This window comes from Methylocystis sp. Sn-Cys, from assembly GCF_016745395.1.
In the GTDB taxonomy this organism is placed as follows: domain Bacteria; phylum Pseudomonadota; class Alphaproteobacteria; order Rhizobiales; family Beijerinckiaceae; genus Methylocystis; species Methylocystis iwaonis.
In genome coordinates, this window is the sequence record NZ_JAERVJ010000001.1 from 915,974 (window position 1) to 941,516 (window position 25,543).

Annotated in this window: 25 protein-coding genes; 20 read left to right on the plus strand and 5 right to left on the minus strand. The window is 61.9% G+C overall.

The features are described 5' to 3' along the window. Positions 1–4: 4 nt before the first annotated feature. The 13 genes from JJT62_RS04305 (at position 5) to JJT62_RS04365 (ending at position 10,524) form a co-directional block, all read left to right on the plus strand. Positions 5–349, plus strand: a complete 345-nt coding sequence (locus JJT62_RS04305) for a plastocyanin/azurin family copper-binding protein (RefSeq protein WP_202071408.1) — start codon at positions 5–7, stop codon at positions 347–349. Further along, positions 346–759 (plus strand): hypothetical protein, encoded by a 414-nt coding sequence (locus JJT62_RS04310; RefSeq protein ID WP_202071409.1) that lies wholly within the window; start codon positions 346–348, stop codon positions 757–759. The genes JJT62_RS04305 and JJT62_RS04310 overlap by 4 nt, the downstream gene beginning before the upstream one ends. A 29-nt stretch (positions 760–788) precedes the next feature. Continuing rightward, positions 789–1,679: a dienelactone hydrolase family protein gene (locus tag JJT62_RS04315; protein WP_202071410.1), complete on the plus strand. Its 891-nt coding sequence runs from the start codon at positions 789–791 to the stop codon at positions 1,677–1,679. A gap of 24 nt (positions 1,680–1,703) precedes the next feature. Beyond that, positions 1,704–2,240, plus strand: coding sequence for a rhodanese-like domain-containing protein (locus JJT62_RS04320; RefSeq protein ID WP_202071411.1), 537 nt, complete (start codon positions 1,704–1,706; stop codon positions 2,238–2,240). Between the two features lie 15 nt (positions 2,241–2,255). Beyond that, positions 2,256–2,810, plus strand: a complete 555-nt coding sequence (locus JJT62_RS04325) for a peroxiredoxin (protein WP_202071412.1) — start codon at positions 2,256–2,258, stop codon at positions 2,808–2,810. 49 nt (positions 2,811–2,859) lie between these two features. Next, positions 2,860–3,357: a cytochrome c gene (locus tag JJT62_RS04330; RefSeq protein ID WP_202071413.1), complete on the plus strand. Its 498-nt coding sequence runs from the start codon at positions 2,860–2,862 to the stop codon at positions 3,355–3,357. 38 nt (positions 3,358–3,395) lie between these two features. Then, on the plus strand, positions 3,396–4,142 hold the full coding sequence (locus JJT62_RS04335) for a cytochrome b/b6 domain-containing protein (RefSeq protein ID WP_202071414.1): 747 nt from the start codon (positions 3,396–3,398) through the stop codon (positions 4,140–4,142). 286 nt (positions 4,143–4,428) lie between these two features. Continuing rightward, entirely contained in the window at positions 4,429–6,867 is a 2,439-nt protein-coding gene (locus JJT62_RS04340; RefSeq protein WP_246744675.1) for a TonB-dependent receptor, read from the plus strand. A 37-nt stretch (positions 6,868–6,904) separates the two neighbouring features. Next, the gene (locus JJT62_RS04345; RefSeq protein WP_202071416.1) at positions 6,905–7,654 is read left to right on the plus strand and encodes an outer membrane protein; all 750 of its coding nucleotides are present in this window, start codon (positions 6,905–6,907) and stop codon (positions 7,652–7,654) included. Between the two features lie 183 nt (positions 7,655–7,837). Further along, complete coding sequence (locus tag JJT62_RS04350; protein ID WP_202071417.1) at positions 7,838–8,608, plus strand: hypothetical protein; 771 nt, start codon at positions 7,838–7,840, stop codon at positions 8,606–8,608. A gap of 25 nt (positions 8,609–8,633) precedes the next feature. Further along, a complete protein-coding gene (locus tag JJT62_RS04355; RefSeq protein ID WP_202071418.1) occupies positions 8,634–9,377 on the plus strand; it encodes a MotA/TolQ/ExbB proton channel family protein in 744 nt (247 codons plus the stop codon). Beyond that, entirely contained in the window at positions 9,358–9,813 is a 456-nt protein-coding gene (gene tolR / locus JJT62_RS04360) for a protein TolR (protein WP_202071419.1), read from the plus strand. Before JJT62_RS04355 ends, tolR begins: the two co-directional genes overlap by 20 nt. 276 nt (positions 9,814–10,089) lie before the next feature. Then, on the plus strand, positions 10,090–10,524 hold the full coding sequence (locus tag JJT62_RS04365) for an Rrf2 family transcriptional regulator (RefSeq protein ID WP_202071420.1): 435 nt from the start codon (positions 10,090–10,092) through the stop codon (positions 10,522–10,524). A 205-nt stretch (positions 10,525–10,729) separates the two neighbouring features. Here JJT62_RS04365 and JJT62_RS04370 read toward each other — a convergent pair whose 3' ends face one another. Genes JJT62_RS04370 through JJT62_RS04380 form a run of 3 tightly spaced genes read right to left on the minus strand, consistent with a single transcriptional unit; the run spans position 10,730 to position 12,910 of the window. Then, entirely contained in the window at positions 10,730–11,230 is a 501-nt protein-coding gene (locus tag JJT62_RS04370; protein ID WP_202071421.1) for a cupin domain-containing protein, read from the minus strand. Positions 11,231–11,280: 50 nt separating this feature from the next. After that, a complete protein-coding gene (locus tag JJT62_RS04375) occupies positions 11,281–11,457 on the minus strand; it encodes a hypothetical protein (protein ID WP_202071422.1) in 177 nt (58 codons plus the stop codon). 25 nt (positions 11,458–11,482) lie between these two features. Then, positions 11,483–12,910 (minus strand): aryl-sulfate sulfotransferase, encoded by a 1,428-nt coding sequence (locus tag JJT62_RS04380; protein ID WP_246744676.1) that lies wholly within the window; start codon positions 12,908–12,910, stop codon positions 11,483–11,485. Positions 12,911–13,140: 230 nt separating this feature from the next. Here JJT62_RS04380 and JJT62_RS04385 point away from each other — a divergent pair, with 230 nt between their 5' ends. The 4 genes from JJT62_RS04385 (at position 13,141) to JJT62_RS04400 (ending at position 18,134) form a co-directional block, all read left to right on the plus strand. Continuing rightward, positions 13,141–15,348: a carboxypeptidase-like regulatory domain-containing protein gene (locus JJT62_RS04385; RefSeq protein ID WP_202071423.1), complete on the plus strand. Its 2,208-nt coding sequence runs from the start codon at positions 13,141–13,143 to the stop codon at positions 15,346–15,348. A gap of 19 nt (positions 15,349–15,367) precedes the next feature. Beyond that, positions 15,368–15,790, plus strand: coding sequence for an MORN repeat-containing protein (locus JJT62_RS04390; protein WP_202071424.1), 423 nt, complete (start codon positions 15,368–15,370; stop codon positions 15,788–15,790). A gap of 113 nt (positions 15,791–15,903) precedes the next feature. Beyond that, positions 15,904–17,724, plus strand: a complete 1,821-nt coding sequence (locus JJT62_RS04395) for a tetratricopeptide repeat protein (RefSeq protein ID WP_202071425.1) — start codon at positions 15,904–15,906, stop codon at positions 17,722–17,724. Next, complete coding sequence (locus JJT62_RS04400; protein WP_246744677.1) at positions 17,721–18,134, plus strand: DUF6165 family protein; 414 nt, start codon at positions 17,721–17,723, stop codon at positions 18,132–18,134. Before JJT62_RS04395 ends, JJT62_RS04400 begins: the two co-directional genes overlap by 4 nt. Positions 18,135–18,253: 119 nt before the next feature. Here JJT62_RS04400 and cysK read toward each other — a convergent pair whose 3' ends face one another. Beyond that, positions 18,254–19,237 carry a cysteine synthase A gene (cysK, locus tag JJT62_RS04405; RefSeq protein WP_202071426.1) on the minus strand — a complete coding sequence of 328 codons (984 nt, stop codon included), beginning with the start codon at positions 19,235–19,237 and terminating at the stop codon, positions 18,254–18,256. A gap of 52 nt (positions 19,238–19,289) precedes the next feature. Then, the gene (epsC, locus tag JJT62_RS04410) at positions 19,290–20,231 is read right to left on the minus strand and encodes a serine O-acetyltransferase EpsC (RefSeq protein WP_202071427.1); all 942 of its coding nucleotides are present in this window, start codon (positions 20,229–20,231) and stop codon (positions 19,290–19,292) included. Positions 20,232–20,555: 324 nt separating this feature from the next. Here epsC and JJT62_RS04415 point away from each other — a divergent pair, with 324 nt between their 5' ends. The 3 genes from JJT62_RS04415 (at position 20,556) to JJT62_RS04425 (ending at position 24,429) form a co-directional block, all read left to right on the plus strand. Then, positions 20,556–21,503, plus strand: a complete 948-nt coding sequence (locus JJT62_RS04415; RefSeq protein ID WP_202071428.1) for a family 2A encapsulin nanocompartment shell protein — start codon at positions 20,556–20,558, stop codon at positions 21,501–21,503. A gap of 61 nt (positions 21,504–21,564) precedes the next feature. Further along, the gene (locus JJT62_RS04420; protein WP_202071429.1) at positions 21,565–23,802 is read left to right on the plus strand and encodes a family 2A encapsulin nanocompartment cargo protein cysteine desulfurase; all 2,238 of its coding nucleotides are present in this window, start codon (positions 21,565–21,567) and stop codon (positions 23,800–23,802) included. A gap of 177 nt (positions 23,803–23,979) precedes the next feature. Further along, positions 23,980–24,429: an Rrf2 family transcriptional regulator gene (locus tag JJT62_RS04425; RefSeq protein WP_202071430.1), complete on the plus strand. Its 450-nt coding sequence runs from the start codon at positions 23,980–23,982 to the stop codon at positions 24,427–24,429. Positions 24,430–25,543 lie beyond the last annotated feature (1,114 nt).

Below are 25,543 nucleotides of genomic sequence, written 5' to 3' on the forward strand. Positions count from 1 at the left end.
CTGCATGCAGCCTGGTCGCGGATCTTTCTTTCTCCTCCTTGGACTGGCGGTCTCCGCCAGTCCTTCCACAGCAGGGGCGCAAAGCGCGCCGGCAAAGATCGTCATCGAACACTATGCATTCGGTCCGCCGGCTCTTAGCGTGAAAGTCGGAGAGAGGATCGAATTCACTAACAACGACCAAATTCCCCATTCGATTGTCCTCGAAGGGCCGAATGGCGAGACCTTTCGCTCCAAGGAGCAGCTCGACGAGGGCGAGAGCTTCGGCGTCGTGCTCTCAGCGCCAGGCGAAGCGGTTTATTACTGCGGCGTGCACTCGGGGATGCAAGGGAAAATCACGGTGACCAAATGATCGAGTTTCTCAAGCTACTGCGTGTCGACTTCCTGATTGCATTCGCCGCGGTTCTCGTGAGCGCGCCCGTCATCGCAGCGATCGATCTGCGTGACTACGACAATGATCTCATGCGGGACCTCGATAAGACCGTCAAATATTTCGAGCCCGACATCACCGCGAAGAATGCCGATGCGGCGAAGGAAGATGCGCAGGTGCTGCTCGACGGCTTCAAATATACAGAAGACTATTTCGCCAAGAAGGGCGCCGACGACGCCGTCGAAATCTCGCGCAAGGGCGTGAAGCTCATCAGCGCCGTATTGGCGAGCGTCGACAGCAACGACTTCGATGCGGCGGCGTCGGCAGCGCGCGGCGCGCCCGACCTCTGCAAATCCTGCCACGAGATCTACAAGCCGCGTCTCGCGCGCTAGGCCTTCAATCCAACGCCAAAGGGAACAACATGACTCGCAAGACGGCTAAGGATTTCAGTCCCGCTGTGCTGAAGTCTTTCGATCTCTATGTCCATGGGGACATCGACCGGCGCGGCTTCCTCGATCGCGTCGGCAAGCTCGGCCTCGGAGCCGCTGGCGCGGCTGCGATGCTCGACGCCCTGAATCCGCGCTTCGCCGAGGCCGAACAAGTCAAGAAAGACGATGCGCGTATTGTCGGGCGGATAGTCGAATATCCCTCGCCCGACGGCAATGGCGTGGTGAAGGGCTATCTCGTAAAGCCGGCGAATGTCAGCGGGAAGCTGCCTGTCGTTCTCGTCGTCCATGAGAACCGCGGCCTCAATCCGCACATCGAAGATATTGCGCGCCGCTTGGCGCTCGCCAATTTCATCGCTTTTGCGCCGGACGCGCTGGCGCCAGTCGGCGGCTATCCTGGCGATGAAGACAAAGCGCGCGAACTTTTCCAAAAGCTCGATCAGGAAAAAACACGCAAGGATTTCCTCGCTGCGGTTTCGGCGCTGAAGGCGCTGCCGGACGGCAATGGCAAGGTCGGCGTGGTCGGCTTCTGCTATGGCGGCGGCGTCTCCAACTTCCTGGCCACCAAAGTTCCGGATTTGGCGGCGTCCGTGCCGTTCTACGGCGGCCAGCCGAAGGCCGAGGACGTCAAGAACATCAAGGCGCCTCTGCTGCTCCATTACGCCGGCAATGACGATCGCATCAATGCAGGCTGGCCGGCCTATGAGGCGGCGCTCAAGGACGCGAAGATCTCCTACGAAGCGCACGTCTATCCTGGCGTGCAGCATGGCTTCAACAATGACACCACGCCTCGCTACGACGAGGCTGCGGCGAAGCTCGCATGGGGGCGCACCATCGATTTCTTCAACGCCCATCTGCGCGGCTGACAGAGTTCCCAAAGGATACACGCCATGAAGACACCGCTCTTGTTCCTCGTCTCTTTTCTCGCCGCCACGACGGCCTTCGCCGCCGACAATCCGGCTGCGCCCGCAGCGGCGGCGCCCGCGGCGACGAATCCGGCGCCTGTCACGCCGGCAAATGACCCGGCCTATACTTATAAGACGCTTCGCCTCAATCGCGCGGCTTTCGATGCGCTCGCGGCGCGTCCCGGTGAACTGCTCGTTCTCGATGTGCGGCGGCCCGACGAGCTTACGAAAGTTGGCGGCTTTCCTGTCTATCTCAGCATCCAGACCAAAGAGGTGCAGAATAGTCTCGCCTATATCCCGCGGGATCGGCTGATCGTCGTCGTTTCAAATCGCGCGCATCGCGCCGGCGCTGTCGGTGACCTGCTCTCGTCTTATGGATTCCGTGTCGTCGGCGCCATCGGCGTGCGCGATTATGAAGACGAGGGCGGTTCCCTGTTGAAGATCGCGCCGCCTGCGCAGAGCGCCGCCGCGCCCGGGGCCGCGCAAACCGCTGCCGCGGCTCCTGCTCAACAGGCGAAATAGAAAAGGTCCGTCGCGATGAACATCACGCGCGTTATCATTTCGCTATTCCTCGCTTTGTCGGTCAGCGCGGCGCATGCCGCGTTGAAGCCCGGCGACGCAGCGCCGGACTTCGCCGCGCAAGCGGCGATCGGCGGAAAGGATTTCAACTTCTCCCTCACGGAGGCTTTGAAGAAGGGCCCCGTCGTCCTCTACTTCTATCCGAAGTCGTTTACGCGCGGCTGCACGATCGAGGCGCATGAATTCGCCGAGAGTTATGACAGTTTCGCTGCGGCGGGCGCGTCCCTCATCGGCGTATCGAGCGACACGATCGAGACGCAGCGAGAATTCTCGACGAAAGAGTGCCGGGACAAATTTCCTGTTGCGGCGGACCCGGCCTTCAAGGTGATCAACGCCTATGACGCCAAGCGGCTCAAACCGAGCGCCTCGGGAGATACGGTCGCCGACCGCATCTCTTATGTGATCCTGCCGGACGGAAAAGTCGCTTTCTCACTGACCGACTCCAACCCGAGCCGGCATGTCGAGAGCACGCTCGAGTTCGTTCGCAAATGGCGTGAAGAGCACAAGCCGTAAGCCGGCTGTTTCCACCACTATTACTCATCGCAAATGGAGTTCGTTGCATATGTCTCGTCTATCACACCGCGCCGCGCCGCTCACGATCGCTGCCGGCGTCATTGCTCTCGTGAGCGTCGCCGTTGTGGCTGGCGCTCAGGCGCAGAACGCGCCCGCGCCTGGCAAGCAAGCCGTCGAGAACCGCAAGGCCGGTTTCCTGCTGATCGGCAATTACTTCCGCTATTTCGGCGCTGTTTCGAAGGGGACCGCCCCGTATGACGAAGCTGAGGCGACAAAGCGCGCGTCAAGAATCGCCTTTTTGTCGACGATTGTCGAAGACGCCTTTCCCGAAGGCTCGAACCCCGGCGAGCCCGAATCCAAGGCCAAGGCCGACGTCTGGAGCAACCGCGCCGATTTCGACAAGAAGCTGAAAGATTTCCAGGCGCACGCCCAGGCGCTCGTCGAGGTCAACGCTAAAGAAAAGGGCGCGACCGACGCTTTCAAAGCGGCCGTCGCGGCTCTGGCGGGTGACTGCAAGGGCTGCCACGAGACCTACAAGGCGAAATAACCAAGGTGAAATAAGACTAAAACGGTGACGAGGCCGATATGACCACCATCGAGAATGACCGTCTCTCTTCTGCAACGTCGTACAGTGAGACGAGGACTTATCGCAAGGTTTGGGATTGGCCGACACGCTTCTTCCATTGGAGCCTCGTCGCCGCATTCGCCGGAGCCTATGCGTCCAACAAGCTCGGCGCGGCCTATTTCTCGCTGCATTTGTTTTTCGGCTATGCGGTTATCGTCCTCGTGACTTTCCGCATCGTCTGGGGTTTTGTCGGGGCGCGGCATGCGCGTTTCGCCAGTTTTTTAAAAGGGCCGCGCAGCGTGCTGCATTATGTGAGCGCGGTTGGACGCGGTCGACATACACGCTATGTTGGGCACAACCCGCTCGGCGCATTGATGGTGATCGCGCTGCTGGCGGCGCTCGGCGCGCAGGCGGCTTTCGGGCTCTTCGGCGACGACGAGATATTCAATGCGGGGCCGCTTGCCCCCCTCGTCAGCAAGGACGCAAGCCTCCTTCTGACCTCACTTCATCGCAAGCTCTTCTACGTCATTCTCGCGGCGGTCTTCGTGCATGTCGCCGCAGTGCTCGCGCATGTCGTCGTTGCGCGGGAGCCGATCATCCGCGCCATGGTGACGGGAAGCAAACCCAGTGAATTCGTGCCGCCCGAGGAAACGCTGCGATCTTCTCGCGGCGCGGTCGCCTTTCTCCTGTTCGTCGCGATCGTCGCCGCTTTCGCGTTCGGCCTGCGCTTTGTGCCCGGGGCGCAGGTCGATATCGCCGCTTTCTGAACCTTATCCATAGTCACGAACGATGGAATAGTCGCGTAGGTCCCCTCGCGTTCTCCTACGTGGCGACAAGGCCGCGATCTCTCACGAGATCGCGGCCGATTTTGTTTTGTGGTGCGTTTTGTTGCTGTTTTGCAACATCAGGCGATATTGGGCGCAGTCTGGCGGCGAGATCGGGCGCGAAAGCGATTGCCAGCTTGACCGGCAGTTAGAAATATACATAGTTGGTGGATATAATAAGCAAACGGGTGGTGTTCCAATGCGCCGTAACGGCTTCGCGTTTCGTAGAATGCTTCTTTCCAGCGCCGCACTCGCGCCGCTGTCTCTTGGCGCGCTTGCGACGCTGGTCGCCGACGCTGCCCGCGCCCAGGATGCGCAGGTGGAGGAGGTAAAGGTCACGGCGCGTCAGCGCGAGGAGAAAGCGCAGGATGTGCCGTTGCCGGTCAGCGTGGTCGGCGCCAAGACGCAGGAGAGAGAGCGTCTCGAGCGCTTGCAGGACTTCGCGCAGAAAGTCCCGAATTTCGTGCCGTCGATCAACAATCCGCGCACCTCGGCGATGTCGATTCGCGGTATTTCCGGCATCTCTGGCGGCGCAGACGGTTCCGAGTCGGCGGTGGGCCTCATCGTCGATAACGTCTTCTACACGCATGTCGGCTTCCAATGGGCCGACTTCGTCGATTTGCAATCGCTCGAGGTTGCGCGCGGCCCGCAAGGCACGCTGCTCGGCAAAAACACGACGGTGGGCGCCGTCGTGATCCGCACGCAATTGCCGTCCTTTGCCCGATCTGCGACGTCCGAGACGACCATCGGCGCCTACAACCGCGTCACGCAAAAGCTCAACGTCACCGGTCCGATCATCGACGACAAGCTCGCCTATCGTGTGACGCTCTATTACGATCGTGGCGACGGCTGGATCCATAACCAGTTCAACAGCCAGAAGCTCCTGGACAACAATCGCTGGGGCATTCGCGGGCAGTTGCTCTATGTCGGCGAGAACTTTACCGATCGCCTGATTTTCGACCGATTGCGTTCCGATGAGTACAACAACTACAGCGGCGTCGTCGGAAACTCCTTCCCGCTATGGGCAAATGGCGCTCTGGCGAGGACCTATGCGCAAAATCTCTGGACGCGCCTGCGCACGCCGATCCTCACATTCGATCCCTACCAGCCTTATCTCACGCGACTGGGCAAGCTCGATCAGCGCACGACCGGCGTCTCGAACGAGTTCAATTACACTTTGGGAGAGAATACGCTGACCGGCGTCTCGGCCTGGCGTCAATTCATTCTGCATCCCAACAACACGACCGGCAATCAGCTCACCGACATCAGCGCGAACGCCTATGACGTGAAGGTCGATCAATTCTCGCACGAAACGCGCCTTGCTTCGCCGCAGGGCCAGGAATTCGAATGGACGATCGGCAACTACAATCTCTACGAACATGTCTGGTCGTATAACCACGTCGATTTCGGTTCACAGGCGAGCCAGTGGTTCGCCAACAACATCAACGCCAATCCCTATAATCTCTGGGGCCTCTCCTATCGCAACGACGGCGTCGCGCGCACTTTCAGCACGGCTGCTTTCGGCCAGGGAACTTGGCACATCGACGAAAAATGGGCGCTGACGGCGGGGTTGCGCGACACTTACGAGATACGCGAGGGCTCGGATTTCGGCTGGATTCAGGGGCTTTCCAGCCTCAGCCAGCTCGCGGCGGTCAGGCAGGCGACCGGCGGCACGACGTTCTTCGACACGGGCGGACAGCAGAAACGCGTCAATTCGATCTCGGGACTTTTCAATCCCTCCTATCGCATCAACGAAAACGTCATGACCTATGGCTCGGTGGCGCGCGGCGAAAAATCCGGCGCGGTCAACACCCAGGCCTTGCCGATCCTCAACAGCGCCGGCGTTTTCCAAGGGTGGCAGCCCGTCATCACCAAGCCGGAAGTCTCATGGGACTATGAAATCGGCGTCAAGACAAACTGGTTCGACAACCGGCTCATCCTCAACGCCAACGCCTATTGGAATGATATCTACAATTTCCAGTCGGTGCTCGTGAACACGGATTATACCGACGTCTCCGGCGTGCCGATTCGCAAGAACTATCTCGGCAACATCGGTCATGTGCGTCTGCGCGGTTTCGAAATCGACGGACGCTGGAGCCCGATCGATCGCCTGTGGCTGACCTTCTCGGGCGCTTATACCAACGCCCAATACGTCGATTTCCCCAAGGCCTCGCCATCGCCGGAATTCCTGTGGCCGGCCTCGAGCAATATCGGCGGCGTGGCGGCGCCGGCCTATATGAGCCTCTCGGGCCACAGCATCACCGGCGGCGTTTCGGGAAATAACCCCGTTGCGCCGTTCTCCTTCAATCTCGGCTTCAATCACGAATATCCGCTTGGCGCGATCTTCCGCGACGTCGGCTATACGGGGCCGGTGACGCTCTTCAGCTATTCCAACGCCGCATGGCGGGCGCGCACGCAGCTTTCCAATCCGCTGTCCATCTATCCGTTGTTCATGCCAGCCTACGCGATCTGGAACGCTGGCGTCGGTCTGAAGACTGACGACGATGTCTACAGTTTCAATCTCTGGGTCCGCAATCTTCTCGACGAGCGCATCATCGTCGCACAAACGATCGCGTCTACGGGCCTTTCACCCTCGCCGTCCACCGTCACCTTCGACGCATACAACCCACGCACCTTCGGCGCGACGCTGCGCGTCAAGCTCTATTGAGCAACGTCCTTCCGCTACACGTTCAGGAGTTCGTACGATGAAGAGAATTACCGTCTTCCATCTGGCCGCTATGACGATCTCGCTGCTCGCAGGATCGGCGGCGGCGGCCGATCTGCCGAGCGCCAAAGCGCCTCCACCGCCCCCGCCGCCGCCGCCGGTGTTTAGCTGGCAGGGCGGCTATGTCGGCGTTTACGCGGGCGCAATTCTCGGCGAGGGCGCATTCACGCTCGTCAATCAAACGCCCCTGCGCGGCTCGGCTTTCGTTGGTGGTGGAACGATCGGCTATAATTGGCAATGGACCGATACGATCGTTCTCGGCGCAGAAGCCGATTTCGGCTACCGCGGCAGCATTCAGCCTGGTCGCACGGGTTGGAGCTATCCCGGCCGGACCGACTCGGGGGTGCTCGGGACCCTGCGTGGCAGAGTGGGCTACGCCTTCGCGCCGCGCTGGCTCGCTTATGTCAGCGCCGGCTTGGCTTACGGAACGAATTTCATCTCGAATAATTTTTCGAGCCTTCCGCCTTTCACCTATGGGCAGTTGAGCTCGGGGCCGACGCTGCGTCCCGGTTGGACCGCCGGCGCCGGCTTCGAATATGCCTGGAACGACAAAATCTCGATCAAGGGCGAATATCTCTATGCCTGGCTTGCCGAGACAGGCGTCGCCTACAACACTAATCGCGGCGTCCTCAATGCGAATGTTTCGAGCGCCGGACATGTGGTGCGCGCTGGAATAAACTATCATTTCTCCGCTGGCCCGCTCGCGGCGCCGCCGGCGCTCGTCAAATAGCTTGTGCCGATTTTGCAGCGCTTTGGGCTCGGGGCATTTGTTCCGAGCCCTTTTTTTGTTGCGCGGCTGTGGCTCGCGCGATGAAGTGAAAAGAATGTGCGATGCAGCTATAATCACATTGCGTCTATAGGAAATATACGCTAGTCATTGGGCGTCTGGTTTTCATGAGAAAGGGCGACATCGATGGCGACAGCCGCCGCGCCGAATTTCGACTCCGCCGACGCCGCCGGCGATGATTTCCTCGTTGATCCGCAGGGTGTGCAGGGATTGCTGCAGCCGAGTGGGTTGCGGCCGAATTATCCCGCCCAATTGGGGGCGGCCGCCCTCTACGCTCTTCTGCTCGGCCTGATCGTCACCCTGTCTTTCAAAGCCGCGGAGGCGCCCGTCGAAGAGCAGCAAGTGATCGAACTTGCGCCCGTGCCGGCCGAGGAGCCGCCCCCGCCAGAGGACACGCCGCCGCCGCCCGAGGAGCTCGTGCTCCCTGACGAGCCGCCGCCGCCCCCGCCGGTCTTGGACCCGATTGCGCCGATCGAGCCGCCGAAGCCGATCGAGAAACCCGCCATCAAGCCCAAGCTCGAGAAGAAAATCGAAAAGCCGGTCGCCGCGAAGCCGGCGGCCGCCCGCGCGCCGACGGCCGCGAGAACGGATGCGCCTGCTGTTCGTGCGCCGGCGGCTCCCTCGGGTGCAACACCCTCGGCGATCGCCAACCAGTTCCATGCTTGCATGCAGCGCGCCGCCGCCAACGCCTATCCGGATTCGCAGGCGCCGCGCACCGCGCATATCGGCTACCGCGCGACCTTCGGCGCCACGGGATCGATGACCTCTTTCTCGATCACGCCTTCGGGTAATGGCGCTTTCGATGCGGTCGCCAACCGGCTCGGGGGCCGTTGCGGCTCCGTCGCCGCGCCCGGCAAGCCGGTCTCGCTTTCGGGCTCCTTCACCTTCAGCCCCTGATTCCCAGCAATTGAAAGGCAGATAAATGGCAGATCCTGTCACCAACACGGCCTCGACGGCGCTCGCGCATACGCTGACGCCCATCGAGCTCTTCCTGCAAGCCGACGCCATCGTGAAGAGCGTCATCATCCTGCTCATCATCGCTTCGGCTTGGGGTTGGGCGGTGATCGCGGAGAAGCTCATCCGTCTTCGCATTCTGCATAAGCGCGCCGACAAGCTCATCGCCAGCGTTCAGGACGGCTTGCCGGTTGCGGCCGTCGCGGAGAGCTTCAGCTCGGCCTCCGAGGACGATCCGCTCGTGCAGGTCTATCGGGCGATGGTCGACGAGCAGACACGTTCGGCGGATCTCGTTTATACGGAGGCGCAGCGCGACTCCCTGCAAGACCGCGTTCACCGCGTTGCGCAGCTTGCGAGCTCCCATGCGCTCGATCAACTGCAGTTGCGGCTGCCGTTCCTCGCCACCATCGGCGCAGTGGCGCCCTTCGTCGGCCTCTTCGGCACGGTCTGGGGCATCATGAACTCGTTCCAGGGCATTGCGGCGTCGAACAACACCAGCCTCGCGGTGGTTGCGCCCGGCATCGCCGAAGCGCTCTTCGCGACCGCGCTCGGCCTCGTCGCCGCCATTCCCGCCGTCATTTTCTACAACCGCATCAGCGGCGACATCGGCGCCTATGGCAAACGCCTGACCGCCTTCATCGGCGTCTTCGAGGTGGAACTGTCCCGTCATCTGTCCAAGAGAGGAGAGCGCAATGGCCTTCGCGTTGCGTAAGCACGATTCGGAATTCGATTCGCAGCCTATCGCCGACATCAATGTCACGCCGCTCGTCGACGTCATGCTGGTGCTGCTCATCGTCTTCATGGTGGCGGCGCCCTTGATGACCTCGGGCGTGCCTGTCGATCTGCCCAAGACGGCGGCCAAGCAGCTCAACGACCAACAGCCGCCGATCGTCGTCAGCGTCGACGCCAACGGCTCCTATTTCGTCGACAAGAAAGAGGCGACCGGCGTCGAAGGCCTGCTCGCCGTGCTCAAGGAGAACAGCGAGAACAACAAGGACCGCCGCATCCATCTGCGCGCAGACAAGGCCGTCGCCTATGGCAAGGTCGCCGAAGCGATGGGCGTGATCAACGCCGCCGGCTATGTGAAGGTCGCTCTCGTCTCCGAGGGCGCTGGATCGGGCGCCAGGGCCGCTTCGGCGGCGCAATAGGCGCGCGAAACGTCCCGGGCTCGTTTCCTCGAGGCGCTCCGCCGTCCTCGGAGCGCCCAGTTTCTCCCGGGCCCGGGACGTGTTTTTTGATAATTTCAGGTTATAAAATCAGTTGCTTGCCCCAGCCGTCCAAGCGGCGGAGGCGCGATAGGCGGGCAGATTTGCGCTTCTGCTTTCGCCGGATGTTCCTATATGATAGCTAGCGTTGATCGGGGCGGGTCCGCATCGGAGGGCCTCCCAAGCGCGCGGGCAGGCCGATTTGGCCTCGAAAGAAGAATGCTCTCGAATAAAGCGAAATACGGGCTGAAGGCGCTCATCCATCTCGCCAAGGCGGACGACAAATGTCTGGCCGGCGATATCGCGACCGCCAACAACATCCCCCGAAAATTCCTGGACGCTATCCTGGTCGAGCTGCGCAACGCCGGCATCCTCAACAGCCGGAAGGGCAAGGGCGGCGGCTATCACCTGGCCCGCCCGGCGGAGAAGATCACCGTCGGCCAGATCATCCGCATCCTCGACGGCCCGCTCGCGCCGATCGCCTGCGCGAGCCGCACGGCCTATCAGCGCTGCGCCGACTGCCCCGACGAAGACGCCTGCGCGATCCGCGACATCATGCTGGACGTGCGCGATTCGATCGCGCTCATTCTGGACCGCACCAGCATTGCGTCGCTGCGCAATCGCGGCAATCGAGAGACGCAGATTTTGCGGTGACGAGCGCCAACTCGTACGAAACGCGTTTGATCACGTGTCATTCCCGGCGCTCGCGCAGCGTGCGATCGGGAATCCAGAGCAAAACCAGCGCTTCTGCGGCTCTGGATTCCCGGTCGGGCTTTCAGCCCGCCGGCAATGGACAAAATCCCCAAGGGAGCTGTTCACGCGCAAACGGCGTCGAAGCCTTCTTTCGCTCCGCACGCGTTTACTTCGGTTTCGGCCAATTGCTGCTCTGCGGATCCGGCGCGCCGACTTGCGTCGTCGTTACCGGTCCGACCCCGATGATCTGCACGACAACCTCTTCCGCGCCGGCGCCGTCCCAATGCACGCCATTGGCCGGATGCAGCATGTAAGAGCCTTCCTTCAGCGGCGCGGCGGCGTTGAAGTCGATCTTCTCGCCCACTCCAGTGTACCAGACGCCCTTGATGACGGTCGCGTGCCGGTCCTGGGAGTGGAAATGCGGGTTGGAATGCGCGCCGGGTGGGAAGCGGTTGCGCACGACATAGAGGCCGGGCTTGGAAGGATCGCCATAGATGATCGCCTGGGACGGCCCTGCGCCAAGCGGCGATTTGAAGGGCGCCTGCTCGGGCAAAAGGCGGATGAATCCGTTTTCCGTGTCCGCCCGGCTCGGGAGGGCGACTTGAAGCGCCCCCGCGAGGCTCAAAACAAGACCCGCGCCGAGCGACGCGTTCAGCAATTTACCCATGTCTTATCTCACTCCCGGATACGAGCGGCTCGAGCGGCCATGCACCGACCTCATTTGCTATCGGACAAGATGACCGCAGCGCTTCTCGCATCCTCCGCGCGGTCGAACACGAGGTCTTCGAGTTCTCGAAAAGAGTCTTCGATCGCGTAGAAGCGGTAGCCCTCGGGTCCGTCCGCGACGACGCCGACGGCGTCGACGCCGATTTTGATCAAATAGACGTGAAACATCGCTGGCCTCGCTCGATCGCCGCGCTTACTTTGCCTTGGCCGAAATATGGAAGCTGGCGTTCTCTGGCGGCGTCACGCTTTCTTCGCTATGCGGCGTTCCCTCCGGCGCCCATTCGTAAGGAACCGGCTGCGCCCGATAGACCGCGTAACTCACGGTGGCGCGACCGGTCTCGGGATCTTTGCCGCGGCGCGGATAAGGATTGACATATTCCCAGACGATCTCGCCCGCCGGCGTCACCTGGAAGAAACGGCCGATCTGGCCTTCGTCGATGAAGGTGTTGCCGTTGGGAAGCCGGCGCGCATTGCTGATATGCGTGCTTCGGAACGCCCATCCCTGCTGGCCCGAGCTGGCGCCCGTATATTGCCAGACGATTTCCTTCGTCACCGGATTGATCTCGAGCACGCGCGAGCCGCCGGTGATGGAGACGGCGGCGTGCGGATAGCCGGCCTCGCCCTGGTTGTCGAAGACGAGGAGATTGCCCGCGCCCGGCAAGCCTTTTGGGATGATATGCGCGTCGTGCTGGCCGGAGATCTGATCGACCGGACGCGGCACCTTCCGCGAGGCGGGGCTCCCATCTTCCGAAATCCCCGGATAATGCGGCCCCAGGGTCCAGGCGATCTTGCGCGTTTTGCGGTCGATGATGGCGATGAAGTTCGCAGAGCGCGAATCGAAAATGAGATTGTCCGGCGCGAAACGCTGGTCGCCTTCGTCGAACCAATGGTTCGGGCCGACGGGCTTCAGATCATTGACGTGAAGATAGTCGGCGCTTTTCGAGTTCTTTACGAGTTTCAGCTCCTCGGCGGTAAAGCCGATCTCGTCGATATGGTCCGATGCAGCCCATGTCCAGACGATGTCGCCCTCCGGATTCACTTCATAGGCGACGTCGTCGAGCACTTGCGGCGCGGCGAAGCCCGGCAGAGGATAGACGATATTCGAGAGCACGAGCGTATTGCCGTTTGGCAGCCGTGCAATGTCGTGATGTTGCTGCGCACGGCCGCCGGGCGCGTTGGCGCCGAATTCCCAAAGCTTGGCGCCGTTCCAGTCCACCTCGCCGACGCTTTTGCGGATTCGCGTGAAGGTGCGGCCCGGCACGAGATCCGTGCCTTTGCCTTCCTCCGTTTCCAGCGTGACGAAGACATGGCCGCGCGCGCCGCCGACAAGCGCCGGATCGATAAAGGCGACGGGCTGCCCCGAATATTTCCATTCGTGCACGACCTTTCCGGTGAGGTCGATCAAGCGGGAAACGTCGTCGCCGCCCGGAAAGAGCACGTAGGAATTATAGGCCTTGGCCGGATCGTAGATCGTCGTTCCGGTGGGGTAGACGCTCGGTTCGGCGTGGGCGGGCGGCGCCGCGCGCATCGCGAAGAAAAAGAAAGCGGCGCCCGTCAAAGCGAGGAGCCGCTGCTTGCGAGATTGGTTCTGAACGAGCGCGCAAGCCGTCGAATGAGCCATGAGTCTACCTCTCCGTCGCCTGGAACTGAGGCGATTATAACTATAGTGTTTTGGTATGCAATAGCCTGCGACCGGGACGAGGAGAATAGAGTGTTTGGTGTTTTTATATAAGGAAAAAGTTGTGCATGACGAGCGTGCGCTTGTCGCGGCAATATAAAATATCCTTCTTGTGGATAGGTAAGAACATGTTAGTTTGCCGCGCCGAAGACGTCGCCTCGAAGGAAGCGCCTATGAAATCATCCGTCGTCCTTGCTTTGAGCCTCTCGCTGTCCGCCGCGGCCCAAGCCGGCGCCGAAACAGCGCTCACGCTCGACCCCGACGACATCGGCGGCGTCGTGACGAGCCGCGTCGGCGCCGAGGCGGGCGTATGGGTCATCGCCGAGACGACGGAACTCGGGACTCGTTTCGCGAAGATCGCGGTGACGGACGAGGCGGGGCGCTACGTCATCCCGGATCTGCCCAAAGCGCATTACCGGCTTTGGGTGCGCGGCTATGGGCTGGTCGATTCGCCAAAGGTCGCCGCGGAGCCGGGACAAAAGATCGATCTGCAGGCAGTCGTTGCGCCGAGCCTCTCGGCCGCGGCGCAATATTATCCGCCGATCTACTGGCTTTCCCTGCTCAAAGTTCCCGGCCGTGAGAAGTTTCCCGGCACGGGAGCGAGCGGCAATGGTGTGCCTGAGAATTTTACATCGCAAGAGCAATGGCTCGATCTTGTGAAGACTAATGGTTGCGGTCCTTGTCATCAGCTCGGCAATCTGGCCACGCGCGCCATTCCCGCTTCGCTGGGGCACTTCGATTCATCCATCGAGGCTTGGCGGCGGCGCCTGCAATCGGGTCAGGGCGGCACGGCAATGATCAACGGGATTGCCCGTCTCGATTCGCCGGATGGCGGACAGCTCGCGCTTTTTGCTGATTGGACCGACCGTATCGCCGGCGGAGAGTTGCCGAATGAGACGCCGCCTCGCCCGTCCGGTGTCGAGCGCAACATCGTCGTCACCGTGCATGATTATGCGGACGCGAAGCATTATCTCCACGACCTGACTTTGACCGACAAGCGCAAGCCGACCGTCAATCCCTATGGCCTGATCTATGGCGCGACCGAACTCGGCAGCGACGACATTCCGGTTCTCGATCCGGTCAGGAACACGAAATCGCTGCTGCCCGCGCAGTTGCGCGACGCGGATGCGCCAAGCTCGCTCCTCGCCAATCCGGTGATCGCGCCTTCGCCCTATTTCGGCAATGAGGCCTTGTGGAACAGCAAATTCAACGCCCATACGCCGACGATGGATTCGCAAGGCCGCGTCTATTTCGCGGCGCAAATCCGCTCGCCAAAGAACACGCCAGATTATTGCACGAAGGACTCCCCACTGCGTTCCGCGCAGCTTTATCCGTTGCCCGCTAAGCCCGAAGGCTTCGTCGGCAATGCGCGTCAGGTCTCGGTCTATGATCCGAAGACGAAGAAATGGGCCTTCATCGACACCTGCTTCGGCTCGCATCATTTGAATTTTGCCGAGGATAAGAGCGACACGCTGTTCCTCAACAATGTGGGGCAGGGGGAGCTTGCCGTCCTCGGCTGGGTCAACACCAGGAAATTCTGGGAGACCGGCGACAGCGCGCAATCGCAGGGGTGGACGGCGCTCGTCGTCGACACCAATAGCGACGGCAAGCGCTCGGAGGACTACAACCAACCGGGCAAGCCGATCGACGCGACGAAAGACACGCGCGTGCCTTACGGGCTCTACAGCGTCGCCTCCAGCCCGCTCGACGGTTCCGTGTGGGGCTCCAATCTCACTTTCCCCGGCTATGCGGTGCGCGTCGCGCTCGGCGCCAATCCGCCGGAGACGGCGCTCACCGAAATCTACAAAGTGCCGTCGCCGGGCTATGGCATTCGCGGCGCGGACGTAGATCGCAACGGCGTCTTTTGGGCGGCGCTCGGCAGCGGGCATCTGGCGAGCTTCGACCGCCGCAAATGCAAGGGGCCGCTCAACGGGGCCGGCGCCGAAAATGGCGAGAAATGCCCTGAGGGCTGGAGCTTCTATCCGCTGCCGGGCCCCGGTTTCGCCGGCGCGCCGGGCGCGGCGGAGACGCCCTATTACGCCTGGGTGGATCAGCACGATATTCTGGGCCTCGGGCCGAACACGCCCTTCGCCACCGGCAATCAATCGGACTCGCTGCACGCGCTGGTGAACGGACAGATTGTCGAGCTGCGCGTCCCCTATCCGATGGGTTTCTATGCAAAGGGCGTCGACGGCCGCATCGACGATCCGTCCGCTGGCTGGAAAGGCCGCGGCCTTTGGACGACTTCCGGCAATCGCACGCCTTTCCATATCGAAGCGATCGACGCCCCTGCGCCGGGCGCGCCGGGCAAGACGCCGGAAACCTACTCGGCGCCGCTTGTCGTGAACTTCCAGCTTCGCCCGTCGCCGCTTGCACATTGAGAACCGAGGAGGAGGCCCCTTGTCGCGTTTTCTGCTTCTGACGCTGCTCCTGCTGTCGATGTCGGCGCCGCAATCAGTCATTGCGGCCGGCAAGCTCCCGCCTTGCCCGGCGAGCCGAAAGGTCGTGTGGACCGATTGCGAAGGCGCTTACACTTATGACGATTGGTCGAAATATGTCGGCGCCTTCAAAGACGATAAAAGACATGGGCAGGGCGCGATCACTTATCCGGATGGGCAGCAATATACCGGCGGCTTCGTGAATGACCGCCGCGAAGGCGCAGGCGTCTATACGAGCCAGAACGGCAACAAATGGTCGGGCGAATTCAAAAATGATAGACCGAATGGGCGCGGCGTGCTCACTGATAAATCGGGAAAGATTTTGAAGGAAGGCGTCTGGGTCGACGGCGCCTTCGCGGGGCAGGGCGCGCAGACGCCGCGCTGATCGCTACGCATATGCCTGGCGCAAATTGGACCGGTCGAGGCAGTCAGCTTGCGGAAAGCTTGTCTTCATAGGCTTGCAGCCGGCGACTTCCTTTTTTCGGCTCACCTTTGCCTATGGCCCGGTCTCGACATCAGACAGCACGACATGCGCCCAGCGCCTTCGCGCCGCCAGTAGGCGCGGCGTATTTTGTCGCGAAAGGCGCGGCCGAGCTTTTGGCGCGGCGCTATGCGCAGGCGCATGCCGCCTATAGCAAGGCGCTCAAATTCGATAAAAACTGCATCGACGCGCTGAGGGGACGCGCGCTGTCTCTGCACGCATTGGGCCGCGACAATGAAGCCCTCTTCGATTACGACGCCGCGCTCGCTCTTGCGCCGCGAGAAGAGGATCTATGGTACAATTTCGGCGTCTCATTATTGGGGCTCGGCGCGGTCGACGACGCGCTTCTCGCCTTTGCGCGGGCGCTGGAAATCAACCCGAGCTATGCGATTGCCGCGGATTCGGCGGCTTTCGCCGAGAGCAAGCGTGGGCGCTTTCTGGAGGCGATCGCCTATTGCGATCGGCTGCTCGAGAAAGACCCGCGCAACCAGCGCGCCTTGCGCCTCAAGGCCGATGCGCTGCTCGCGGCGAAACGCTTCGACGAGGCGTTGCAAGTCTACGATGCTGCGTTGCGCCTCTCACCGCGCGATGTCGAGCTTCTCGTCAATCGCTCTACGGCGCTTCTCTCGCTCAACCGGCGGGACGAAGCCTTCGCCAGCGCAAAGGAAGCCCTTGCTTGCGACGCAAACGTGTCGCTGGCCTGGCGCGCCTATGGCACTGTTGCTTTGAAGCTCGGCTTGTTTGAGACGGCGCGGGACGCCTTCATCCGCGCGCTGGAGCTCTCCCCCAATGACGCGGATGCCTTGAGCGGCCAGGCCATTGCGCTCAAAGAACTCGGAGAGGTCGACGCCGCTTTGCGCACATTCGATGCGGCGCTGGCGATCAACCCCGAAAATGAAGATGTGAAAAGCAACAAGGGCGCTCTCTTGTTGCTGCTTGGCCGCTATCCCGAGGGGCTTCCGCTCTTCGAATATCGGCGGGCGAATAGCCACACTCTACACTTGAAAGCGCGGTTGCCCTGGCCGGAATGGCGCGGCGAGGATTTAACAGGTAAGCGCCTGCTGGTGATGGATGAAGCCGGTCTCGGCGACGTCATCCAATATAGCCGCTATTTTCCCTTATTGGCGCGAGAACCTGCGCGCCGAGTTGCATTTGGTTGTCGCGCGAGCATGCGCGTTTTGATCGAGACACTCGACCCGCCGACCGGGCTGGTGACGGATGTGCGGGTCGACGAGTTCGATCTCTTCACGCCGCTTTGCAGCCTTCCGCTCGTCTTAGGGACGAGGGTCGACAGCATACCGGCGCCCGCGCGTTACCTCGCGGCCGATCCTCGGCGGCGTGACGTCTGGCGGCAGCGGATCGGCGCCCACGGGTTCAAGATCGGCGTCTCCTGGCGCGGCAGCTCGACCGCCCAGTCGGATGATACCCGCAGCGCGCCGCTTTCCGCTTTCGCGCCGCTCGCCGAGCTTCCGGGCGTTCGTCTCATCAGCCTGCAGAAGAACGAGGGCGTGCAGGAAATCACGAAGGCCAATGGGGTGTTTCGGATCGAGGAGCTGGGCCCGGATTTCGACGCGGGGCCCGATGCTTTTCTCGATACGGCGGCGGCGATGGAGGCGATGGACCTCGTCATCACGATCGACACGTCGCTCGCCCATCTCGCGGGCGCGCTCGGTCGTCCGCTATGGATCGCCCTCAAATATGTGCCCGAGTGGCGCTGGCTGCTGCAGCGCGAGGATAGCCCCTGGTATCCGACAGCGCAGCTTTTTCGACAGAGCGCGCCGGGCGATTGGGGCGGCGTGATTGCGGATATGACGGAGGCGTTGCGAGCGAGGCTATGACGACGAAGCAGTCGATCTTCGGAAACAATGATCCCTTGATGCTTCCGTCTTCGATCGGAGAGCTCTTCGATCGCATCTCCATATTGGAGCTCAAGGAGCATCACATCGAAGATGCAAAGAAGCTTGCCAATGTTCGGCAGGAGCTGAAGCTCTTGCGCGAAACGGAGTTCCGTCTCGGTCTCGGGGGCTCTGATCTGGAGTTCGTACGTCGCCAATTGGACGAGGTGAATGCGGCGCTTTGGGCGATCGAGGACGAAATCCGCGACTGTGAGCGCAAGGGCGATTTCGGCCCGCGTTTCATCGAGCTTGCGCGCAGCGTTTATCACCAGAACGACCGGCGCGCCGCGCTGAAATATCGGCTGAACCAACTCTGCGGCTCGTCTCTGGTCGAGGAAAAATCCTACTGCTGAGCCGCGTCGCGTCATTCCCGACGCTCGCAAAGCAAGCGGTCGGGAATCCAGCGCGAAACAGCGCTGTTGCGGACTCTGGATTCCCGGTCGGGCTTGCAGCCCGCCGGGAATGACGGCGGCTACAACCCTTCGAAAAGCGCCGTGGAGAGATAACGCTCCGCGAAAGACGGAACGATCACGACAATATTCTTTCCTTCGGCCTCCGGGCGGGCGCCGATCTCCAATGCGGCCGCGAGCGCCGCGCCGGAAGAAATGCCGACGGGGACGCCTTCGGTCCGTGCAATGAGCCGCGCGGTGTCGAGCGCCGTCTGATTGCCGATGGGGACGATCTCGTCGATCACGCTCCGGTCGAGAACGGGCGGCACGAAGCCAGCGCCAATGCCCTGAATCTTGTGCGGTCCCGGCGGGCGGCCGGAGAGCACCGCCGAGTCCTCCGGCTCCACGGCGACGACGCGCAGATTTTGGTTGCGCCGCTTCAGCACTTGTCCGACGCCGGTGATCGTGCCGCCCGTGCCGACGCCTGAAATGAAATAATCGATCTCGCCATTGGCGTCGTTCCAGATTTCCTCCGCCGTGGTCGCGCGATGAATTTCGGGATTGGCGGGGTTCTCGAACTGCTGGGGGATGAGCGCGTCGGGGTTCTGCGCAAGAAGCTCATTGGCTTTCGCGAGCGCGCCCTTCATCCCTTGCGAGGCAGGCGTGAGCACGAGCTCCGCGCCGAGCAGAGCGAGCATCTTGCGCCGTTCGAGCGACATCGATTCAGGCATCACCAGAACGAGCCGGTAGCCCCGCGCGGCGGCGACGAAGGCGAGCGCAATGCCGGTGTTGCCGGAGGTGGGCTCGATCAGAACCGTCCTGCCGGGCGCGATACGCCCCTCCTTCTCGAGCGTCTCGATCATCGCAACGCCGATGCGGTCCTTGACGCTCGAGATAGGATTGAAGAATTCGAGCTTCGCCAGAATATTTGCCTTCACGCCTTTGAGGCGCGCAATGCGGTCGAGCCGCACGATCGGCGTGTCGCCGATGGTTTGGGTGATGGAGTCGTAGATCCGGCCGCGCCCTGGCCGCGCCGCCGGCGTGAAATTCACGCTATGAATAGTCATTTGTCTATCCTTTCACTTCCTGCCGAAGCGCTTCCGGTCCGCCGATCGAAACTCATATGCCTGCCCCATGGTCGAAGACTTCCACGCGCGCCTTCGCCTGGGAAATGTTAGCGCCGGGCGGCACGCTCTGGGTGAGCCAGACATTGCCGCCGATGGCGGAGCCACGGCCGATGGTGATGCGGCCGAGCACGGTGGCGCCCGCATAGATCACGACGTCGTCCTCGATGATCGGATGGCGCGGCTTGCCTTTTTCGAGCGCGCCGTTCTCGTCGACGTCGAAACGCTTGGCTCCGAGGGTAACGGCCTGATAGAGGCGCACGCGCTTGCCGATGACCGCCGTCTCGCCGATGACGACGCCTGTCCCGTGATCGATGAAGAAGCTTTCGCCGATGGTCGCGCCGGGGTGAATATCGATGCCGGTTTGCGAATGCGCGATCTCGGCGACGATGCGGGCGATCATCGTCGCGCCGAGCAAATAAAGCCGATGCGCGAGACGATGGCGGATGATGGCGGAAACGCCAGGATAGCAGAAGACGACTTCGTCGAGACTCTTGGCCGCCGGATCGCCTGTGAAGGCGGCGCGAATATCCGTATCGAGAAGCATGCGGACCTGTGGCAGCGCCTGCGCGAATTCTTCTGTGATCAGTCTGGCGCGGGTCGCGAGCGCATCGTCGGCGGCTTCGGGTTCGAAGAGCTTGAGCTCGCGGCGGACCTGCTCACGCAGCATCCGCAGCGCGCGGCCGAGAGTCCGGGTCAAGAAGGCGTCCGTCGTCTCCGGCGTCAGCTCATAAGGGCCGAAATGCCGTGGATAGAGAACCGCGGTCAAATCCTCGACAGTGTCGAGTATGGCCGCGCGCGACGGCAGCTCGGGAAGCCGGCCGTTTCCGTAACGATTCGTCTGCGATTTTCGCCGCAAGACGGCGAGAGCTGAGACGATGTCTTCGACGTCGAATCCGTCCGGGTCCAGGAAAATTGTCTCGAACTGTTGCGTCATTCCACGGCCTTCAAGCAGCGCGCGAATTAATCGATAAAAGTGATAGACTATATCATCAGAAAGGGCAATAGCCGCAAAACGCGCTTTGCTATCTTCGCCTCGGCTGTCAGCAGCATGTACGGCTGGTCGTATTAGTATATGTATTCTAATATAGTAGAACTTTGTCATGTATTAATTCCATGAAATACTCTTGAATCCAGAACGATAGCGTGTAGAGTTCACGCTGTCGCAAGCAACATGTTAGCGATTTCTTCTATTTGAAAAGACGACGCGCCCTCCCGCGCGGCGCCCGTCTGTTCCCGTCGACCCTCCTAGGACGATTGCATGACTGCAGAACCCGAAGTCCGCCGAACATTGAGCGAGGCGGCGGCGCGCCAGCTCGCCAACGCAACGAAAACCCGCCCGCAATGGTCGGGCATCACGCCGCGCTGGCTCGTGTCCTTCCTCCCCTGGGTGCCGGTCGAAGCCGGCATCTACCGCCTGAACCGCGTCAAGGAATCGTCGGCGTTGAGCGACGCCGTCGTGCAATGCAGCCCGGCGCGCGATCGAGATGCGGACCTACCGGAGACCTTCGTCGATTACGAAGATGCGCCGCGCGAATACTCGATGAACGCGGTGACGACGATCCTCGACGTTCAGACCCGCGTCTCGGATCTTTACAACCATCCCTATGATCAGATTCAAGAGCAGGTCCGTCTCCTCACTGAGAAGGTGAAGGAGAAGCAGGAGGCCGAACTCATCAACAATGCGGAATATGGCTTCCTCGCCAATGCGCATCCGTCGATGAGGATCAAGACCCGCAAGGGTCCGCCGACGCCGGACGATCTCGACGAGCTGATCTCCAAAGTGTGGAAGGAGCCGGCGTTCTTCCTGGCGCATCCGCGCGCCATTGCGGCGTTCGGCCGGGAATGCACCCGCCGCGGCGTGCCGCCGCCAACCGTCACGCTGTTCGGCTCGCCCTTCATCACCTGGCGCGGCCTGCCGCTGGTGCCGAGCGACAAGCTCTACATCGACGAGAACGGCAAGACAAATATTCTTCTGCTGCGCACCGGCGAGAAGAAGCAGGGCGTCATCGGCCTGTTCCAGCCGGGCGTCCCCGGCGAGGTGGCGCCGAGTCTGTCGGTTCGCTTCATGGGCATCAACCGCAAGGCGATCGCCTCCTATCTGATCTCGCTCTATTGCTCGGCCGCAGTGCTGACGCATGACGCCCTCGGCGTGCTCGAGGATGTCGACGTGAGCAAGTTCCACGAATACGACGACAAGCGCGTCTGATCGCAACAACGCCGGCGGCCCAGCGCCGCCGGCTCTCTTTCACGCCGAGGAAGCCGCCTTCATGTCGCCTGCGAAGCCCGCCATTCCCGCTTCCGCTGATTTGCCGCTCGACAATCTCCCCGTTCAGGACGCCGGCCATCACGCTGCGCCGACGATCGACCCGAATATGATCGCGCGGCTGGCCAACGCTTTTTTCCAGCAGCCGCCGGTGCCGCTCGCCAATTCCTCGCTGCCCTTCGGTCCGCCGGCGCTGACGCCGAGCCTGCCCGACGCGCCGGCGCCGTCGGTCGTGACGACAGTCGCGCCGCTCGCCCCCGCGCGCGCCCAGATGGGACCGCCGGACGTGCCGCCAACGACAATTCTCTCCGTCATCCCGACGCCGAACATCCCCGCGCCGGCCGCGCCGACGGGTTTGCAGTCGCCGACGCGCCCGCTCGGTCTCGACCAAATTCCGCAGCCAGGCGCGTCGCTCGGCAGCTCCACGCCCTCCGCTATTCCCTCGGACGTCGATTACAGCCTCATTCCGCGCCTTCTCTCCGCCGACATGTCGCTTGTGCCGCAGAGCCATTCTGGCGCGCCGGAAGCCATCGGCCCCGCCGGGGTAAGCGCGAGCCCTGCGGTCGATAATCTCTACTTCCTGCATGAGCGCGCGGCCCCCACGAGCGCGCCGTCCGCGCCCGCACCGTCCTATCTCCCGCCGCATACGCCGGCGGTCGCGCCGCAGCCGGAGCTTGGACAGCCGAACATTCCGGTCTCCGCGCCGAGCGCGCCGTCGGAAGCTGAGGCCAGGGCTCCCACCGCGCCGGAGCGCTTCGCCATCTCAGGACCGTCGGAAGCCGACCCGCACCGCCTGTCCGATTCCGCGTCGCTCGCGACGCCGCCCGTTGGCGGCGAGCAGTTTTCGAGCAGCTTCGAGAGCTTCCCGACGCCCGGCCAATCCGGCTCCGCCGCGAGCGACGCGCTTTACTTCGTGAGCCATACGGGCGGCCATCCCGCCGCCGCGCCGGCGCAGCCTGCCGCCGAGCCGCAGGGCTTCGCGCCGCAGCTTTCGCCCAGTTCCGCAGAGACGCGCCAGGTCTTCGATCCCTATCGGGTGAAGCGCGACTTCCCGATCCTGCAGCAGCAGGTTCATGGCAAGCCGCTCGTCTGGCTCGACAATGCGGCGACCACGCAGAAGCCGCAGTCGGTCATTGACCGGCTGTCGCATTTCTACGAATATGAAAACTCCAACATCCACCGCGCCGCCCATGCGCTCGCCGCGCGCTCGACCGACGCCTATGAGGCCGCGCGCGAAAAGGTTCGCCGCTTTTTGAAGGCGCCCAGCGTCAAGGACATTGTGTTCGTGCGCGGCGCCACGGAGGGCATCAATCTCGTCGCCCAGGCCTGGGGCCGCCGCAATGTGCGCGAGGGTGACGAGATCGTCGTCTCCTGGCTGGAGCATCACGCCAATATCGTTCCCTGGCAGATGCTCTGCGCCGAAAAAGGCGCGCGGCTGCGCGTCGCGCCGGTCGACGATCGCGGCCAGCTCATTCTCGAAGAATATGAGAAGCTGCTCAATCCAAAGACGCGCATCGTCGCCGTGACGCAGGTCTCCAATGCGCTCGGCACGGTGACGCCGGTGCGCGAGATCACCGCCATGGCGCATCGCCACGGCGCCTGCGTGCTGATCGACGGCGCGCAATCCGTCTCGCATATGCCGGTCGACGTGCAGTCGATCGACTGCGACTTCTTCATCTTCTCTGGCCACAAGGTCTTCGGGCCGACCGGCATCGGCGTCGTCTATGGCAAGGACGCAGTGCTCGAGAATATGCCGCCCTGGCAGGGCGGCGGCAATATGATCGCCGACGTTACCTTCGAGAAGACGATCTATCAGGGCGCGCCGGAGCGTTTCGAGGCGGGTACGGGCAATATCGCCGACGCAGTGGGTCTCGGCGCGGCGCTCGATTATGTCGAGAGCATCGGCATGGAGGTCATCGCCCGTTACGAGCATGACCTTCTCGTCTATGCCACCGAGAAAATGCGCCTGGTGCCTGGCCTGACCTTTATCGGGACGGCGGCCGAGAAGGCCTCCGTGCTGTCCTTCGTGCTCGACGGCCACAGCACGCAGGAGGTCGGCAAGGCGCTCGATCGGGAAGGCATCGCCGTGCGCGCGGGCCATCATTGCGCCCAGCCGATCCTGCGCCGTTTCGGCCTCGAGGCGACGGTGCGGCCTTCGCTCGCCTTCTACAACACCTGCGCGGACGTCGATGCGCTGGTGGCGGCGCTGTTGAAGCTGCAGGCGGGCCGCGGCGGCTTCTGAGCTGGGGCAAAAGAGAGGGGCGGCATGGCGTCAGCCGCCCATTCACCCGCTTGATCGGCTGATTTAGAAGCTCGACCGTTTGTCTGTTTTGAAGCCTGTATAATCTATGGAAATAGTTGACTGATTAGCTGCATGGGGATAACAGCGGAAAGCGCTCGCTTTCGGGAAGTCATCCGCGTGCTGACAAAAAAGGGAAAATACGGCCTCAAAGCCATGGTGCATCTGGCGCAGTCGGAGCCCGGGCGACCGGTTCCCGTGCTTGAAATTTCCGAAAAGCAATGCATCCCGAAAAAGTTTCTCGACGCGATCCTCTGCGAGCTGCGCAACGCGGGATTTGTCCATTCGAAGATGGGGAAAGGCGGCGGCTACGCCCTGTCGCGCCCGGCAAGCGAGATTACCGTCGGCGAGCTCGTGCGCGCGATCGACGGGCCTTTGGCGCCGGTGCCTTGCGCCAGCAAGACGCGCTACCGGCGCTGTGACGATTGCTTCGACGAAAACACCTGCGCCGTGCGCAAGATCATGCAGCGCGCCCAGGAAGCCTTGTCGAACGTGCTCGACAATTGTTCTCTTCAAGAGATGGGCGACCGAGCGAAAAACAACGCGGAAGCGATCTTTTTCGAGATCTGACCCGTGCACTTGCATTGGGGCGCGTCACGCTATCTCCGTTTGAACAGCTCGCATTGGGATGTGTCATTCCCGACGGGCGAGAATCCAGAGCCTCGTTGGTTCTGCACTGAATTCCCCATCATCCGAAATCCGCTTGATTGGTTCGGTGTCATTCCCGACGCTCGCGCAGCGAGTGATTGGGAATCCAGAGCAAACCTGCGCTTTTGTGGCTCTGAATTCCCGATCGGGCCTTCGGCCCATCGGGAATGACAAGCGCCAATGCGAGCCATTCAAACGGAAACGGTATCACTCGCTGCGCGAGCGTCGGGAATGACGATGAACCAACCAGGCAGTTTAGTGTGTTCTCGGTTCGCACCTGCGGCAGCGCACGACGACACCAGAGTGCCTAAACGGATTTGAATGCGGGAATGCTGTAGAAAAAGATGAGATTAGAAATGCTATAATATAGAACTATTAAAATAAACAGAGATGCGTATATTTGTCGCATGTAATCTTCGTTGAGATAATTTGGCGCCGGTCCTAACCTTTCCTCGCAAAGCCCGATAAGGGGACTGCTGGAGGAAACAAATCATGCAGACAGCCCACAACAGCAAAGAACTATTTAGGGCCCTCGTTGTCGTCGCTGCAGTCGCAGCGGGATTCATCATCGTGCTTCACAACATCACCGGTTTGATCGGCTGACAGCCAACTCTTCCTCACTTCTGAATTTCGCCGGAGCCAGCAAACGGCTGACTCCGGCGTCTTGCTGCGCTTTGGGCTGACGCCGAGGCGCGCTTTTCCCAAGCGCTCATGACAGCGGCGCGCTTTTCTTTGCGAGCCATGCCTGCCTCGCGATAATCTTGGCGCCGTGATGCCGGCACCGGACTCCAACTGGACGCCGTCATTGCGAGGAGCGTAAGCGACGAAGCAATCCAGGGCCGCACCGCTGCTCTGGATTGCTTCGCTTCGCTCGCAATGGCGGTTTGCAGCTTGGCGCCTCCCGTAAACATGAGCCGGTTGTCGTTCCCGCCGACGCCTAAGTATTCGTTGCCAAGCGCGACTCAAGCGGCAAGGGTCGGAAAGGCGCCTCGCCTTCTCTCTCGGTTGCTACCGTTCGAGCGCAACCGCGTTTCAC